Below are 16,410 nucleotides of genomic sequence, written 5' to 3'. Positions count from 1 at the left end.
TGCCGCGCTCCCCGTTGCCCTGCCGTGAGACGCATCATGAACGCATCGTCCCGTCCTTCTTCGTCCTGTCTTTCCCGTTTTGTCGAGCGTTGCGCCGACGCCATCATGCGGCACCGGCGCATCCTGCTGACGCTCTGCCTCGCGCTGACCGTCGCGCTGGGTTGTTCCGCGACGCGCCTGCGGCTCGACCCCGGGTTCAACAAGATGATCCCGATGCAGCACCCGTATATGCAGGTGTTCAACCGCTATGCGAGCGCCTTTCCGGGGGCGAACACGATCCTCGTGAGTCTGCGCTGGAAGGGCCACGGCGACATCTACAACCAGGCGTTTATGGACGACTTGCGTCACGCGACCGATGACGTGTTCTTCATCCCCGGCGTGAATCGCTCGCGCGTGTTCTCGCTGTTCACGCCGAACGTACGCTATACGGAGGTCACCGAAGCGGGCTTTCGTGGCGACGTGGTCGTGCCGGGTCAGTTCAGCAGCGCGAATCCCGACGACCTCGCCAAAGTCCGCCGCAATGTCGCGCGTTCCGGACAGATCGGCAGGCTGGTCGGCAACGACCTGCATTCCGCGCTGATTCGCGCCGAATTGCGCGAGACCGATCCCGTCACCGGCAAGCATCTGGATTACGGTGCGGTCGCGCGCCAACTCGAACAGATCCGCGCGCGCTATTCGAACCAGGATGTCGAGGTCGACATCATCGGCTTTGCGAAACTCGTGGGGGATGTGGAGGCCGGGATCAGTGGCGTGATCGGCTTTTTCGCGCTCGCGTTTCTGATTACCGCCGCGCTGCTGTTTGCTTATACGCGTTCGGTAAAGACCACGGTGCTCGCGCTGTTCGTCGCGTTGCTGCCGGTGGTGTGGCTGCTCGGCGCGTTGCCGATCCTTGGCCTCGGCATCGATCCGATGTCGATCCTCGTCCCATTTCTGATTTTCTCGATCGGCGTCTCACATGCTGTGCAGATGACCAATGCGTGGAAGCAGGCGCTGGTCGCCGGCATGTCCTCGACCGATGCGGCACGCGACGCCTTTCGCAAGCTGTTCGTGCCGGGCACAGTTGCGTTGCTGACGAATGCACTCGGCTTCATGGTGATCATGCGCATCCAGATCGAGATCGTGCGTGAACTCGGCGTCACGGCGTGCCTTGGCGTGCTGCTGATGATCGTCACCAACAAGGTGTTTCTGCCGATCCTGTTGTCGTACACGCGGCTGGAAGCCGGCACTTTGGCGCGTGCGCAAAGCCGTGCGGCGCAAGGCGGTAGCCGCCTGTGGACGCGCTTCGCGATGTTTGCACGGCCCACGCCGGCGCTCGGCGTGTTCGTGATCGCGCTGTTGTTGCTGGCGTTCGGCGCGAAGGAGTCGCGCAATCTGCAGATCGGCGACATCGGCGTCGGCGCACCCGAGTTGCGCAGCACCTCGCGTTACAACCTCGACAACGCACGGATTACGAGCCAGTACAACATCGGTGTGGATGCGCTCGCGGTGATCGTCGAGACGACCGGTTTCGACGATGCCTGTCTGCACTATCCGGTGATGAGCGCGATCGAGCGCTTCGAGATGGAGATGCGCGGCGTGGCGGGCGTGCAGTCGGTGGTGAGCGTGCCTTCGCTCGCGAAGATTTCGATTGCCGCCTTCAACGAAGGCAATCCGCGCTGGGGCGCGCTGCCGCGTTCGAGCGATGGCCTCACGCAGGGCGCGAGCGCGTTCGATCCGGACAACGGCATGAACACCGAGAACTGCCAGGCGATTCAGGTGTTGATCTACACCACCGATCACGAGGGCAAAACGATCGCGCATATCGTCAATGAAATCAAACGGCTTGCCGCGGAAGATCACACGCCGAATATTGCCTTCCGGCTTGCGGGCGGCAACGTCGGCGTGATGGCGGCGACCAACGAAGCGGTCGGCGACGCCGAAGTGGCGATGCTGTTGTCGATTTTTGGTGCGATTGCGTTGCTGTGCTTCGTGACGTTCCGTTCGTGGCGCGCGGTGTTGTGCATCGTGGTGCCGCTGACGGTGGTGTCGATTTTGTGTAACGCGGTGATGGCATGGCTCGGGATCGGACTGAAGGTCGCCACGTTGCCGGTGATTACGCTGGGTGTGGGCGTGGGGGTCGATTACGGCATCTATCTGTACGAACGGTTGCAGCATGAGGTGCACGGCGGCACCACGTTACCCGAGGCATTCGCGGCGGCGATGAGGCAACGCGGCACCGCGGCCTTGTTTACCGCGGTGACGATGTTCATCGGCGTGGGGACGTGGGCGTTTTCCGCGCTCAAGTTCCAGGTGGATATGGGCGTGCTGCTTGCCTTCATGTTTCTCGTCAATCTGTTCGGTGCGGTGTTCCTGTTGCCGGCGCTGGCGGCATGGCTTGGGGTGGAACAGGCGGAGCGGCGAGCGGGCGCTCGTGGTGCTGCGCCGAACGTGGAACGGGTAGCTGAACTCCCTAGTCCGTCGGGACGATGAAAGCGAAGTGCGCCACGTCTATCGTCAGGCGTGAGCGCGATGGTCTGCGCGCTTCGAAATAACACTGATGACGGCGGCTCTTCAGAAGCGCCGTCTTTTCCATTGGAGGAGATAAGAGATGTCCGCACGTCCCTACAGAATTGAAGCGCAGCCGTTGGTGCAGCGATATGCACGAGGCTGGCATTGTCTTGGTCTTGCCGGCGAATACAAGGATGGCAAGCCGCACACGCTGAACATTTTCGGCCGGCGCCTTGCTGCGTTCATGGATTCACAAGGGCGCGTGAACGTCGTGGACGGCTTTTGCCCGCATATGGGTGGCGATCTGAGCGCCGGCCGCGTGGATGGCGACACGCTGGTGTGTCCGTTTCACGGCTGGCAATGGGACGGCGACGGCAATTGCCAGTCGATTCCGTATTGCAAGCGAATTCCGCCGAAAGCGAAGATCGGCACGTGGCAGACGTGCGAGCAGAATCAGTTGCTGTTCATCTGGCACGATCCCGAAGGCAATCCACCGTCCGAAGAAGTGACGATTCCCCGCATCGATGCGTGTTCCTCCGACGAATGGTCGGACTGGGTCGTCGACCTGATGACGATCGGCACCAACTGCCGCGAACTGGTCGACAACATCTCCGACATGGCGCACTTCGCAACCGTGCACGGTGCGCCGGTCGATTACTTCGCGAATCTGTTTGAAGGACACAAGGCCACGCAACTGCTGGTTGGCCGCAGCGAACGCCTCGGCGACGATGAGCTGATTGCGCTGTCCACTTACTTCGGTCCGGCGTATCACATCACCGAGATGACGGGGCAGAGCGGCGGCCATCCGATTCATTCGATTCTGCTGAACTGCCATGTGCCGATCGACATGAACAGTTTCGAGTTGCGTTACGGCGTGATGGTGAAGAAGGTACCCGGCTTGTCGGACGAACAGAACATGGAGATTGCGCGCGCGTATTCGAAGCAGGCGCAGGCGGCGTTCTATGAAGACGTGGCGATCTGGGACACCAAGACGCGAATCGACAATCCACTGTTGTGCGAGGGCGATGGACCGTTGTATCAGATGCGTGACTGGTATTCGCAGTTTTATCTGGACGCGGCGGATGTCAGACCGTCGAGTACAGCGAGGAAGGTGGTGGAGATCAAGGTGCGCGAGGGTGGTGCCCCGCCGCCGCTACGGCACGTGTTCGAGGGATAAGGTGATTTGTGAAGGCGGTGCATGCGCCGCCTTCGGGGTGCTGAGCACCCCACGTTTTTCGGAGCGTGGGGTTTTGTTTTTCAGGCCAGGCAGGTCGCGGCGTGAAGCGTGAGTATTGGGGCAATCAAGGCGCTTCGCGCTTAGCGGTTCGCCGCTGCAGATTGCGTCGCCGGTTCCAGATAGTTCTGCTGGATCTTCTTTGTATTCACGTGCAGCACATCCACGAGATAGTGTTGCATTCCGCCGTACTGCTGATCGATCACCTCCATGGCTGCGCCGATGTAATCCGGGTCTACCGCGAGCAGCGGCGCCAGGACGTCGGGCGCAACGCCGATCTTCTGCAGCTGCGCGGTCGCTTGTGCGTTGCCTGCGGCGTTGTAGCGATTCGACTCCAGGTAGTTGGCAATTACTGTCGCGCGATCGACACCCAGGGCCGACAGCAGGAGGACCGTCGCGAAGCCCGTGCGATCTTTACCTGCCGTGCAGTGATAGAGCATGGTTTTATTGTCTTCGGCGAGCTTGAGGAAGCGGGCGAATTGCGCTTGATAGGTGCCTGGGAATTGTTGGTATAGCGACACCATGAACTGATGCATTTGCGCGGGCGTCGAGCGCTTGAGCATGGGGATGACGGCCTCCGGCGCGAGATTGCCTGCGAGGACCGGGTCGGCTTGCCAGGGGAATTGGGAGGCGAAGGCTTGTTCGGCGGGTTTCTTTTCGCTTGCGGCGCGGAAGTCGAGGATGACGTCGAGGTGCATCGCCTTGAGTTTGGCGATGTCGGCCGGCGTGGCGAAGGCCGGGTTGCCACTTCTGTAGAGGCGGCCGGGCTGGATTTGCCGGCCGTCTTTCGTTGTTATGCCCGCCAGGTCGCGGGTGTTCTGGATTTTTTCCATCTGGATGTACGGGTTGGGTTTGCCTGCGGCAGGGGCGGGCTGCGCGGTTGTGGTGATGGCTATTGCTGTTAGCAGCGCACTGAGTGCTGTGGTTCTATATTGTTTGGATTTCATGATCGTGGTTTGAATGTAGGGGGTTTTGCCTGCTCGGCGCTTTGTTGTCCGTGTGCTTAGGGCTTTGGGCTTTCCTTGAATTGTTAGTGGTCTATTAGCGTTGCCCCTGTGCGGGGCGGCACCTACTTTTCTTTGCTTGCCGCAAAGAAAAGTAGGCAAAAGAAAGCGGCTTAAACCGCTAATTCTAAGTGGGCACCGTGGTCTGCTGCGGGTAGTGGTGCATCTGGAATCTGGGTTCGTGCATCTGCATGCGCCAGTGACAAGGGCGTCATACTTCCGGCGGCGCTGCGCGCGCCGAAGCGTACTTCTTGAAACCACCCGCTACGTTTTGATGTTCGCGCCTCGCCACCGGGTTTCCGAGGTGAGTGGAGGGGCGCCTCGCCGAGGCGAAGCCGACGGCCCCACGGACCTCAATCGAAGCCGCTGGTTTCCGATGCATACCCGTCCGCGACGCACGCAGTGCGGAGTGGGAGCTGACGACTCCTTTGTCACTAACGTGGAATGTGCGAGGACACGGATTCCAGATGGACCACTACCCGCAGCAGACCGCGGTGCCCACTTAGAATTAGCGGTTTAAGCCGCTTTCTTTTGCCTACTTTTCTTTGCGGCATGCAAAGAAAAGTAGGTGCCGCCCCGCACAGGGGCAACGCTAATAGACCACTAACAATTCAAGGAGAGGCACCAAAGTCAGAACAAGGAAAGGCCAAAGCCCTAAGCACACAGACAAACAAACACCGAGCAAACAAACAGAGCAAAAAACCCACCGCCACAGGCACACAACCCAAGCGCCACGCAGGCAAAAAAACTAAACCATTACCCCCCGCTCTCTGGCAAGAGTAATAGCAGTATCTTCAATCATATCTTCCTGCCCGCCGACAAGGCGCTTCCTCCCCATCTCAACGAGAATATCCCTGGCCGAAACCCGATACTTCACTTCAGCCCGCTTGGCAAACAGCAAAAACGACGAATAAACCCCCGCATACCCAAGCGTCAACGCATCGCGATCAATCCGGATCGGCGCATCCATAATCGGCACGACCAGATCCTCGGCAACGTCCGAAATCCTGAACACATCCACGCCAGTCTGAATCCCCATCCGCTCGCACACTGCGACAAAAACTTCCATCGGCGTATTACCGGCGCCAGCCCCCAGACCTGCAGCAGCTGCATCGATACGGTTAGCCCCCGCAGCGATAGCCGCAATCGAATTGGCTACCCCCATCGCCAGATTATGATGGCCGTGGAATCCAAGTTCCGTCTCCGGCTTCAGCGCCGCACGCACAAGACCAATCCGTGCAGTCACGTCATCAGGCAGCATGTACCCCGCCGAATCGGTAATGTAAATGCAGTTGGCACCGTACGATTCCATCAACTTGGCCTGCTTGACCAACTGCTCGGGCGGCGACATATGCGCCATCATCAGAAAGCCGACGGTATCCATCTCCAGCTTGCGGGCAAGACCAATGTGCTGCTCGGATACATCGGCTTCCGTGCAATGCGTCGCGATACGAATCGTATGCACACCAAGCTCGTGCGCGAGCCGCAAGTGGTCAACTGTGCCGATGCCCGGCAGCAATAGCGCCGACACCTTGGCCTGTTTGACTTCCGCGATCACGGCGCTCAGATACGCTTCGTCCGTATGCGCTGGAAAACCATAGTTGACCGATGCACCGCCCAGGCCGTCGCCGTGGGTCACTTCGATCAAGGGCACGCCGGCAGCGTCGAGTCCACGCGCGATCGAACACATCTGCTCGAGTGAAATCTGGTGACGCTTGGGATGCATGCCGTCACGCAACGTCATGTCATGCACGGTAATGCGGGTTCCTGCTAAAGACATAATCGGCTCCTCACGCGGTGGCAGGCGATGCGGCAAGCATCTGTTGGGCAAACAGTTCGGCGGTGCGCGCGGCGGCCGCGGTCATGATGTCGAGATTGCCGGCGTATTTCGGCAGATAGTCGCCGAGGCCTTCGACTTCCATGAACACGGACACACGGCGGCCATCGAACACCGGGCCGTTTTTTAACGTATAGCCGGGCACGTATTGGCGTACTTCGTCGACCATGGCGTGCACGGAAGCAGTGATCGCCTCGACGTCCGGGTCGGTTTCGGTCAGGCAATGGATCGTGTCGCGCATGATCAGCGGCGGCTCGGCCGGATTGATCACGATGATCGCCTTGCCCGCCGCCGCGCCGCCGACCTGTTCGATCGCCTGCGCCGTAGTGCGGGTGAACTCGTCGATGTTCTTGCGCGTGCCGGGACCGACCGAGCGTGACGACACGGTCGCGACAATCTCGCCATACACCACGCGCTGCACGCGCGACACCGCGTACACCATCGGAATGGTGGCCTGGCCGCCGCACGTGACCATGTTGACGTTCATCGCCTGCTGGTCGATCTGCGCGGCGAGGTTGACCGGCGGCACGCAGAACGGGCCGATCGCGGCAGGCGTCAGATCGATCACGCGCACACCACGCGTGGTCAGCTTGTCGGAATGCTGGCGGTGCACGTACGCTGAGGTGGCGTCGAAGGCGATGCGGATATCGTCGGCGGCCAGATGCGGCAGCAGGCCGTCAATGCCGTCAGCGGTCGTTTTCAGTCCCATTTCGCGGGCGCGCGCGAGGCCGTCCGAGTCCGGGTCGACGCCGACCATCCACACGGGCTCGAGCACCGCGCTGCGGCGCAGTTTGTACAACAGATCGGTGCCGATATTGCCGGGTCCGATCAACGCGCATTTGATCTTGCTCATTGAATGCATCCTCAAGGAAAAGACGGTCAAACGGTCAGATGAAGCGCACGGAACAACTGCCGATGCCTTCAATCTCCATGTGCAACTGATCACCGCAAACGACGGGAATCAAGGCCGCCAGCGAGCCCGACAGCACGACTTCTCCGGCGAGCAGCGGCACGCCGAGTTCGCCCAGGGTGTTCGCGAGCCATGCGACCGCATCGGCCGGATGACCCAGCGCGGCAGCGCCGATTCCTTCGGCCGCGCGCGTGCCGTTCTTGTCGAGCGTCATGCGGCGCGCGGCGAGGTCGAGCGAGTAGGGCGCGACGCGTTCATCGCCTAGCACGTAGACGCCGCATGACGCGTTGTCGGCCACCGTGTCGCCGATGCGGATCGCCCAATCGCGAATGCGCGAATCGACGATCTCGAAGCACGCGCCGACCGCTTCGGTGGCGGCAAGCACGGCATCTCGCGTGATGCCCGGGCCGCGCAAGTCGTCTTTCAGATAGAAGGCAATTTCGCCTTCGGCGCGAGGCGCGATCAGTTTTGCGATCGGGATGTCCTCGCCGGCCACGTAATGCATGCCGGAAAGCAGCACGCCGAAATCCGGCTGGCGCACATCGAGCATGTCCTGCACGGCCTGGCTCGTCACGCCGATCTTCTTGCCGACGACGGTTTCACCCGCTTCCACGCGGCGTGCGACGAAGTGCTGCTGCACGCGGTAAGCGTCGGCGAGCGACAAACCGCCGGCGCGCGCCGAGAACGGTGCAATCGGCGCGCGTTCGCGCCATGCGTGGTAAAGCTCGTCGCCGAGTGTGGCGTGAAGTGTCGAAGTCATGGCGACCGCAATAAGAAAGGGAAAAGCGCCGGGGCGGAATCTGAATCCGTCCCCGGCCGTGGCTTCAATGGAGGCGCTGCGAAATCAATTGCCCGCGCCGCGAATCGCATCAGGCGAGAAGTACGCTTCGGTCAGTTGCGAGCCGCGCGTGAGCACCGGCATCGGCTCCTGATTCGCCAGACGGTCCGCGTAATAGGCGCCAGAGATCAGGTCGTGATAGAACACGGCAGTCGAGTAGAACGCTTTGGCGTCGAACGCGTAGAGCGTCGGGGCGAGGTTGGTGCGCCACAACGTGCCGCGGGCGTCGTAGTTGTCGGCGGCGACTGCGTTCCAGGTGTCCTCGTCAAGATACAGCACCCGCTTCGCGTATTGATGGCGATAGCCGGACTTGAGCGTGGCTTGCAACACCCACACGCGATGCAGTTCGAAGCGCATGTATTGCGTGTTCTCATGGCCCTTGGTCAGCAGATCGGTGTATTTGATCGACGGATCCATCAGCTTGTAGTTGTCGTACGGCACATAAACTTCGCGTTTGCCGACGATCTTCCAGTCATAACGCTCGCCGGAGCCATTGAAGAGGCGGTCGTCGTCGACGGTGCGAAAACCGCCTGGCCCTTCGGGCTGGTCGAAGCCGAACTCCGGTGCCTGGCGCACGCGCCGTGTGCCCGGGTTATATGACCACGTGCGGCGGGTGTCGGAGCCTTCCTGGTCCCACATCTCGTAGCCGGTGATGATCGTGCCGCGATCGGATAGCGGCAGCATGGTGGTCTGACGGAAGAAGCTCTTCGCGTTCAGCGCGTTCTTCGGTTCAAAATGGTCCTCGCTGCGAGGGCCGTAGATTGCGTACTGCACCTTGCCCCACGCAATATTGCCGTCGGGGTAGACCACGGCCTGGTCGTAGGTGGCGGTTTCGCCTTCGACTGCAGATGCGAAGCGCAGATTCCACATTGCCTCGACACCGTTCTTCGGCACCGGGAATGGCGTGACCGGCGGGAAATCCTTCAGCCCGTTCTGGTCTTTCGTCATCGTCGTGGTGGGCGAGTACAGACGGATGTCCTTGTACACGGCGTCGCCATAGCTGAAATCGCGGTGGCTCGGATAGACCGGAATCTTGAAGGTATCGGGATACTTCTTGAGCAGGGCTTTCTCGCCGTCAGTGAGACGCGCTTCGTATTGCTGCATGTTTTGCGCGGTAATCACGAAGAGCGGTTTCTCGCTCGCGTACGGATCGGGGAAGCGTTGACCCGGCTTGTAGTCGACGCCCGGCGGCGTGCCGAACCATTTGCCGCTCCACACGGGGATCGTGCCGTCGGCATTGCCCGCGCGCTCGGCGCCCATCGGCGTAAGCGGGCCTTCGAGCCTGGCGAGATCTTCCGGGCTGGTTTTGGCAAACGATGGGGCGCCTGGTGCGGCGGCGAGCGCGGCGGCTGCCGCGAACACGCAGACTCGCAATGCGGGATTGAAAATTCGACTCATGACCAAATCCTCTTGCAGTAAAAAGACGGCTGATTCAAAGGGTGATGCATGCTGGGAGGCGCCTGAAACACAAGACGCCCAGTCAGCAGGGAACGCAATATCAGAACGAGTAAGTCGCCGTGGCGAGCACGTAGTCGCGATCGGCGAGTGGACGATTGGTCGGGTCCGGCCGACCGAGGAATTTCGCGTAGACCAGTCCGAGTTTCAGATTGCTCAGGCGTGTGAAGTTCACGCCGACAGTAACGCGATGGTCGCCCACGCCGGTCATCGAACCGAGCGCGCCGGCAAGCGCTGACTTGCCGGTGAAATCGTCGGCATAGGTGAGCGGCACGTCGACGTCCCAGCCGTTGAAGACGTTCTTGTAGCTGAGCGTCCATGCCACTTCGAAGGCGGCGGAGTTACGCGTGTTGGCGAGCGTCGACGAACCGAGCAGCGGCGTGATGTTGCCGGCGTGTACGTAGGAGACTTCGCCCACCAGGGTTTGCGACGCGGCGAGGAACGTCGGTCCGATCGAATAGATCGCTGACAGGTTCGACTGCCACACGTCGCCACGTGTCGACTGCGCACCGGCAGGGGTGTTCACGAGCACGGCGGCGCCCTGGCGATACGACGTTTCGCCGGCCACGTTCACGCCGTTCAGGTCGGTGGAGAAACTCAGGCCGGTGAGCTTGATGTTGTCGAAATACTTCTGCTGGTACTGCAACGTGGGGAAGTAGGTAGTCACGACGCTCGGATTCATGTCGTTGTAGTGCAGGTAGTAGGCGCCGATTTCGGTATCGCCGAACACGCGCCAGCGTGCGCCGAGACCCCATTGCCCGCTGTTGCCAGGACGAATGTCGTTGCCGCGCGGAATGTGAATACCGCCCGGTCCGATGATGTATTCGGCGCCGGGGCCGACCACGTCCGAATAGCTCATATAGCTGCCCGGCGCGCTCAGCTGATTCGGCTGGAAGGAGAACTGGTAGTAGCCGAGCAGGCTGAAGTTCGGCGCGATTTGCCACTGCGTCGAAATCTGCGGCACGGGCAACAGGATGTCTTTCACTTCAGCGCCGGCGACGAACGATTTGGTGGCGTCTGCGGGGCCTTGCGCGCCGGCGATGTTCGGGAAGAACACGCTCTCGCCCCAGGCCACCACCTGATCGCCGACCTTCACGTTCAGGCTTGTTCCACCAAGCTTGAACGTGTTGTAGACGTAGGCCGCGAGCAGTTGAGTGCGGCCGCCGGCCCAGTAGTTCGCCTGTTCGGTGAAGTTGTTGTAGACGCCGCCGTGATTCACAGTGCCGGGGGCATCGTTGTAGTTCGAATGCTGGTACGCCTGATCGTAGAACGTGTCGGCGCGCACGAAGACACCCCAGTCGTCGTGCTTGAGGTTCACTTCGCCGAGCAGGCTCACCTGATTCTCGATCAGCTTGTTCTTCGCGAAGTTGCGGTCGCCGTCGTCGCCGTTGATGTTCCCGGGCGTCAGCAGATTGCCGCTCGGCGCGCGTGTGCGCATCCCCAGGCCGTAGCCGAGCGTGAAGGTGTAGTCGAGTGTGGTGTCCGCGCCGAGATTGATGGTGTCGCCCGCGTAAGCCGGCGTGGCGAAGGTCGTCAGCGTCGCTGCTGATGCCGCTGCCAGCACGGCGAGTCTGCATGCCGCGCACACTGCGCGCATCGCCGGCGCGCGCTCTTGTGTTCCGTTGATCTGCATCCTGTCTCCTCTGTGGTCACATCTGAAATTTGTTGTGATCAGAGGTTAGGGGGCACGTGCGGCGCGAGAATCGTCAAAACGGACTAGTCGCTTGCCCCAGGGATGCGAGCATTGCGCGTGTGAATGCTTCTAGGGCTTCGTGGCGAACGCCTTGTGCAGGTCGGTGGCGGCGAGAAAGGCGGGTACTTCGCCGCCGCCTTCGAGAATCAGGTTGCTGCCCGATGCATAGGCGGCGTGCGGTGACGCGAGAAATAGACACGCGGACGCAATATCGCCGGCTCGTGCGAGCCGCCCTGCGGGAATCGTTGCGGCGATGTTGTCGAGCGCAGCCTCGCCGTCTGCCGAAGACGTTCCGGTGTGGCCACTGGTGGCAGCTTCGGTTTCGACGAGACTCGGGCTTACCGCGCACACGCGAACCTTGGGCGCCCACTCCACCGCGAGCGAGCGCACCGCATTCAGCAGGCCGGCTTTCGCCGCGCCATAGGCCGCTGTTCCCGGCGACGCCCGCAAACCGCTCACACTGCCGATGAAAAGCAGGACGCCGCCTTCCGCCTGCTGTTGCATCAGTGCATTTGCACGTTGCGCGATTTGCAGCGGCGCCACCAGGTTCAGACGGATGACGGCTTCGGTGAAGCGCGGTGAGGCCTGCGCGGCGAGCGCGAACGGCGCGCCGCCCGCGTTGCTGACGAGCACGTCGAGCCGGCCGGCTTCGCGTTCGATCTGCGCGAGCATGGCGTCGATTGTGTCGATGTCGCGCACGTCTGCGGCGATGAAGCGCGGGGTGTTCTGACGTGAACCCCCGGCCACGCTCGCGGGCGGCGTGCGTCCGCATACGTACACCGTAGCGCCCGTATCGTAGAACGCTTGCGCGATGGCCGCGCCGATCCCTTTGGTGCCGCCCGTCACCAGCACTGTCTTGCCGCTGAAATCAAACCCCGTCATTGCCGCTGTCTCCCGCTGTACATGTGGGGCCGATGGTAGGAGAAATGCGGCGTGGCCTCGTAGTCTGAAAAGACGATGCCTGGCTGCGGATTCGACGGGATGATGCTTTCGCTGGCGACCCTTATACAAATCTGCCACGCCGAAGAGCGTGGCGCGACAAAGGAGACAAGCGCGCATGAACGCAACACCCACCGAGTCCCAACACGCCGACGCGCACGGTAAGTCACGTAGTGCGCCGCCAACACCGCAGGCGCCCAAGGGGATTTTCACAGAGGTCCCCGGCGGCCTGACACTGCATCATTTCGAAGCCGGTAGCGGCGCGCCCGTTGTGTTCATCCACGGCAGCGGCCCCGGCGCGAGCGGCTTCAGCAACTTCAAGCACAACTACCCGCAGTTCGCTGCAGCCGGTCATCGCGCGATCGTGGTCGATCTGCCGGGCTATGGCGCGTCGTCGAAACCCGCTGACGTGAACTACACGCTCGACTTCTTCGTCGATGCATTGCGCGCGCAGCTCACCGCGAACGGCATCGGCCGGGCCACCTTGCTCGGCAATTCGCTCGGCGGCGCGATCGCGTTGCAATACGCGCTCGACTATCCCGACGACGTCGACAGCCTGATCATGATGGCGCCGGGCGGTGTCGAGGAGCGCGAAACCTACTTCAAAATGGAGGGCATCCAGAAGATGGTGTCGCTCTTCACGAACCGCCAGATGAATCGACTGACGATGCGGCAATTGCTCGAACTGCTGGTGTTCGATCGCAGCCTCGTCACCGATGCGCTGGTCGAAGAACGTCTCGCCGTGTGCGAACAGCAGCCGCCGGAAGTACTGTCGACGATGCGTGTGCCCAACCTGACTGACCGGCTCGGCGAACTCAAATGCCCCGTACTGGGCTTCTGGGGCACCGACGACCGCTTCAATCCGGCCAGCGGGGCGATGCGGTTTCTCGAGCACTGCGCCGACGCGCGCTTTGTCCTGATGAATCGCTGCGGGCACTGGGTGATGGTCGAGCATGGACGGTATTTCAATCGCGAATGTCTGGAATTTCTCGCGGAGCGGCGCGCCGCTTGAGGCATGCTTCGGATGCGGCGTGACTGGCCCGATTGACATGGCCAGTGCGACCGACGCGGCCGCCTCAAGGCTACGCGCCGCAGAAAACCCAACTACAACACGACGGAGACGATATGACATTTCCCCATCAACTGTTCGACATGAGCGGCAAAGTGACCGCCATCACCGGCGGCGCGCGCGGCATCGGTGCGCAGACAGCACGCACGCTGGCGGCTGCCGGCTCGGCGATCGCGGTGCTCGATGTACTGACGGAACCGGGCGAGCAACTGGTCGCGGAGATCAACGCGTCGGGCGGCCGCGCCGCGTTCTGGAAGATGGATGTCACGCAGGAAGACAACGTGCAGCGCGTATTCGGTGAAATCGCCACGCGCTTTGGACGGCTCGACGCGCTGGTGAACAACGCCGGTATCGAAGGCGCGAATCTGCCCACGCACGAAATGACGCTGCAGCAATGGCAGAAAGTCATCGACGTCAATGTGACCGGCGTGTTCCTCTGCACCAAGTACGCGATTCCGCACATGCTGACGGCGGGCGGCGGCTCGATCGTGAATCTGTCGTCGATGTATGGGCTGGTCGGCGGGCCGGACGTGCCGGCGTATCACGCATCGAAGGGCGCGGTGCGGCTGATGGCGAAGACCGAAGCCATGCTGTACGCCACGCAGAATATCCGCGCGAATTCCGTTCACCCCGGCTTTATCCGCACACCACTGCTGGAAGAGGCGTTCGAAAAGCTCGGCGACCCGGAGCAGATTTTCGAGCATATGAAAACGCTGGTGCCACTCGCGAAGATCGGTGATCCGCAGGATATCGCGGCGGGCATTCTATATCTGGTGTCGCCGGCCGGCCGCTACGTGACCGGCACGGAACTGGTGATTGATGGCGGCTACACGGCGCGCTAGGAGGACGGATGAATACCAGTGAAAACATGAAGGCGCGCCTCGTCGAGTACATCGAGGCGTTCAATGCGGCCGACGCCTCACGCGTCGTCGCGCTGTTCGCCGATAACGCGAGCGTCGAAGACCCGGTCGGCACACCCCTGAAAGAGGGCAGGAGCGAGATCGAAACGTTCTATACGTATGCGACGTCGGTCGGCGCGCGGCTCGAGTTGATGGCGCCGCCGCGCGGCTCGCACGGCAATAGCGCGTCGATCAGCTTTCGCGTGCATATCACGGCGCAAGACGGCCGGTCCGCGCATATCGACGTGACTGACGTGATGGACTTCGACGCCACCGGCAAGATTCTGCGCATGCGCGCGTACTGGGGTGCCGACGACTATCACGTGCTCGCGGACGCGAGCTGAATCGGGACGGCGGCGCGATGGCGCTCTACGAGTTCAACGGTAAGCGGCCGCGCGTCGATCCGTCAGCCTATGTTCATCCGAGCGCCGTGTTGATCGGCGACGTGACGGTGGCCGCCTGCTGTTACATCGGGCCGCATGCGAGCCTGCGTGGAGATTTCGGGGCGGTGGTGGTGGAGCGTGGCAGCAACGTGCAGGATAGTTGCGTGCTGCACACCGGCGTGGCGAATGCTTGCCGGCTTGGCGTCGACAGTCATGTCGGGCACAGCGCGATCATTCACGGCGCGACACTCGAGCCGAACACGATGGTCGGCATGCATGCCGTTGTCATGGACGGCGTGGTGCTCGGCGCGGCGAGCATCGTGGCCGCTTGCGCGTTCGTCAAGAAGGACTGGCGGGTGCCGGCGGGCGTGTTGGTGGCCGGCGTGCCGGGGCGGGTGGTGCGCACCCTGAGCGAGGACGAGATCGTGGCGAAATCGTCCGGAACCCGGCTTTACCAGCAACTCGCGGCGGATTGCCTGCGCACCATGCGCAGCGTGTGAGGTTCGACGCCGCGCATCGCTCGGTGTCGCTGCGGCCGGCGCGTAACAGGTGTACTGATGCGGCCAGCTTTAACAAGCTTAACAAGCGAGTTGCCGCGGCCAACCAACAGGTGCGCCGGCCGCGGCTCGCTTTCATCCATCTACTACGTCACATACCCCTGCGCCACATTGATCAACTGCACGCGATTGCGCACATTGAACAACTGCCGCAAGCGCCGCAAGTGGTAGTCGACGTTATGCGGCGACAGCCCGAGGAAGTAGGCGATTTCCTTGTCGCGCTGCCCCTGCACAACCGCCTTCAGCACGGCATGCTGCAATTCGCTCAACGCGACGCGCTGCTGCTGCTCGGGCGCGATCCCGATCACGCTTTTCGCATGCATCCAGATGAATTCATGGATCGTGTGCGCGAACATCAGCGTTTCGGCCACGATCGATTCCGTCATCCAGCGCGGGTTGCCGATCTCCGAGTTGAAGCACAGGCTCGCGCTCAGTTCCGGCTCGGGCAGCGGCATCTGCGTGAGAATCCCGCTTTTGCGGCCGGTGGCCTCCAGCATGTCGATCAGCCCGCCGAGCCGCTCGCTGCGCATCTGCGCTCGCGGCAGGTCGGCGCGCATGTCGGCGGTGTTCCAGAGGAACGGCATGCCGGTTGGCGACGCCAGCGCGACGCGCGGATCGAGCTCGAAATAACGCTCGCGGAAATAGCGCGTGAGCCACGTCTGCGACTCGTAGCTGGTCAGCACGAACATCGACTTGTGATGTGCGGTGGTGCGCGTGGCCGAGTAGCTGAACGAGTCGAAGCCGAGCTGTTTGATGCGCCGCCGCACGAATTCGATGCGGTCCTGCGCACTGCCAAAACGCACCAGCGGACTGATGACTGGCGCGGCGCGCCGTGAGGCAGGTGAAGGCGTGCCGATTTCCTCTTCGGTGAAAAGAGTCAGGAAACCGCCAGCCGATATGCCTGACGCCATGCGGGTTGATGTCCTGGATGCTTCAGCCGCGTGGGCTGAGTTCTCGAGTTGCCGCGTGCCGGCCGGGTAAGCCGGTTGTGCGGTAACCGCTGAGTTGTATGCCGCCGACACGTGGCTGGCCTCGCCTTGCGGCGAGCCCGTCAGCCAATGCGGCAACGTATCGCATTCGTGTTCCATGAAACGGTAGCTCCGGC

General features: G+C 61.9%; 14 protein-coding genes. 6 read left to right on the top strand and 8 right to left on the bottom strand.

What is annotated here, in order from left to right:
• The first annotated feature begins 36 nt into the window (after nt 1-36).
• The gene (locus tag PQQ86_RS33325) at nt 37-2,469 is read left to right on the top strand and encodes an efflux RND transporter permease subunit (RefSeq protein ID WP_408276924.1); all 2,433 of its coding nucleotides are present in this window, start codon (nt 37-39) and stop codon (nt 2,467-2,469) included.
• Nucleotides 2,470-2,587: 118 nt separating this feature from the next.
• Complete coding sequence (locus PQQ86_RS33320; protein WP_408276921.1) at nt 2,588-3,664, top strand: 3-ketosteroid-9-alpha-monooxygenase, oxygenase component; 1,077 nt, start codon at nt 2,588-2,590, stop codon at nt 3,662-3,664.
• Between the two features lie 140 nt (nt 3,665-3,804).
• Here the strand turns inward: PQQ86_RS33320 and PQQ86_RS33315 are convergent, their stop codons facing one another.
• The 7 genes from PQQ86_RS33315 to PQQ86_RS33285 all read right to left on the bottom strand — a co-directional run bounded on the left by PQQ86_RS33315 (nt 3,805) and on the right by PQQ86_RS33285 (nt 12,340).
• Entirely contained in the window at nt 3,805-4,668 is an 864-nt protein-coding gene (locus PQQ86_RS33315) for a tyrosine-protein phosphatase (protein ID WP_408276918.1), read from the bottom strand.
• Nucleotides 4,669-5,473: 805 nt separating this feature from the next.
• Nucleotides 5,474-6,505 carry a 4-hydroxy-2-oxovalerate aldolase gene (gene dmpG / locus PQQ86_RS33310; RefSeq protein ID WP_408279420.1) on the bottom strand — a complete coding sequence of 344 codons (1,032 nt, stop codon included), beginning with the start codon at nt 6,503-6,505 and terminating at the stop codon, nt 5,474-5,476.
• Nucleotides 6,506-6,515: 10 nt separating this feature from the next.
• Nucleotides 6,516-7,415 carry an acetaldehyde dehydrogenase (acetylating) gene (locus PQQ86_RS33305; protein ID WP_408276915.1) on the bottom strand — a complete coding sequence of 300 codons (900 nt, stop codon included), beginning with the start codon at nt 7,413-7,415 and terminating at the stop codon, nt 6,516-6,518.
• Nucleotides 7,416-7,449: 34 nt separating this feature from the next.
• Nucleotides 7,450-8,232, bottom strand: coding sequence for a 2-oxopent-4-enoate hydratase (dmpE, locus tag PQQ86_RS33300; protein ID WP_408276912.1), 783 nt, complete (start codon nt 8,230-8,232; stop codon nt 7,450-7,452).
• Between the two features lie 84 nt (nt 8,233-8,316).
• Nucleotides 8,317-9,708: a DUF1329 domain-containing protein gene (locus PQQ86_RS33295; protein ID WP_408276910.1), complete on the bottom strand. Its 1,392-nt coding sequence runs from the start codon at nt 9,706-9,708 to the stop codon at nt 8,317-8,319.
• Between the two features lie 100 nt (nt 9,709-9,808).
• Nucleotides 9,809-11,398, bottom strand: coding sequence for a DUF1302 domain-containing protein (locus PQQ86_RS33290; protein WP_408276907.1), 1,590 nt, complete (start codon nt 11,396-11,398; stop codon nt 9,809-9,811).
• Between the two features lie 129 nt (nt 11,399-11,527).
• Nucleotides 11,528-12,340: an SDR family oxidoreductase gene (locus PQQ86_RS33285; RefSeq protein ID WP_408276904.1), complete on the bottom strand. Its 813-nt coding sequence runs from the start codon at nt 12,338-12,340 to the stop codon at nt 11,528-11,530.
• Between the two features lie 175 nt (nt 12,341-12,515).
• On the opposite strand from PQQ86_RS33285, the gene PQQ86_RS33280 reads away from it, so the two are divergent.
• The 4 genes from PQQ86_RS33280 (at nt 12,516) to PQQ86_RS33265 (ending at nt 15,248) form a co-directional block, all read left to right on the top strand.
• Nucleotides 12,516-13,409, top strand: a complete 894-nt coding sequence (locus PQQ86_RS33280) for an alpha/beta fold hydrolase (protein ID WP_408276901.1) — start codon at nt 12,516-12,518, stop codon at nt 13,407-13,409.
• Nucleotides 13,410-13,522: 113 nt separating this feature from the next.
• Nucleotides 13,523-14,308, top strand: coding sequence for an SDR family NAD(P)-dependent oxidoreductase (locus PQQ86_RS33275; RefSeq protein WP_408276897.1), 786 nt, complete (start codon nt 13,523-13,525; stop codon nt 14,306-14,308).
• A gap of 8 nt (nt 14,309-14,316) precedes the next feature.
• Nucleotides 14,317-14,709 carry a nuclear transport factor 2 family protein gene (locus PQQ86_RS33270; protein ID WP_408276894.1) on the top strand — a complete coding sequence of 131 codons (393 nt, stop codon included), beginning with the start codon at nt 14,317-14,319 and terminating at the stop codon, nt 14,707-14,709.
• A gap of 17 nt (nt 14,710-14,726) precedes the next feature.
• Nucleotides 14,727-15,248, top strand: a complete 522-nt coding sequence (locus tag PQQ86_RS33265) for an LbetaH domain-containing protein (RefSeq protein ID WP_408276891.1) — start codon at nt 14,727-14,729, stop codon at nt 15,246-15,248.
• A 143-nt stretch (nt 15,249-15,391) separates the two neighbouring features.
• Here the strand turns inward: PQQ86_RS33265 and PQQ86_RS33260 are convergent, their stop codons facing one another.
• Entirely contained in the window at nt 15,392-16,393 is a 1,002-nt protein-coding gene (locus tag PQQ86_RS33260; protein ID WP_408276888.1) for a helix-turn-helix transcriptional regulator, read from the bottom strand.
• Nucleotides 16,394-16,410 lie beyond the last annotated feature (17 nt).

The organism is Paraburkholderia sediminicola, from assembly GCF_046026675.1.
GTDB lineage: Bacteria > Pseudomonadota > Gammaproteobacteria > Burkholderiales > Burkholderiaceae > Paraburkholderia > Paraburkholderia sediminicola_F.
This window is presented reverse-complemented; position numbering and strand designations above follow the sequence as displayed.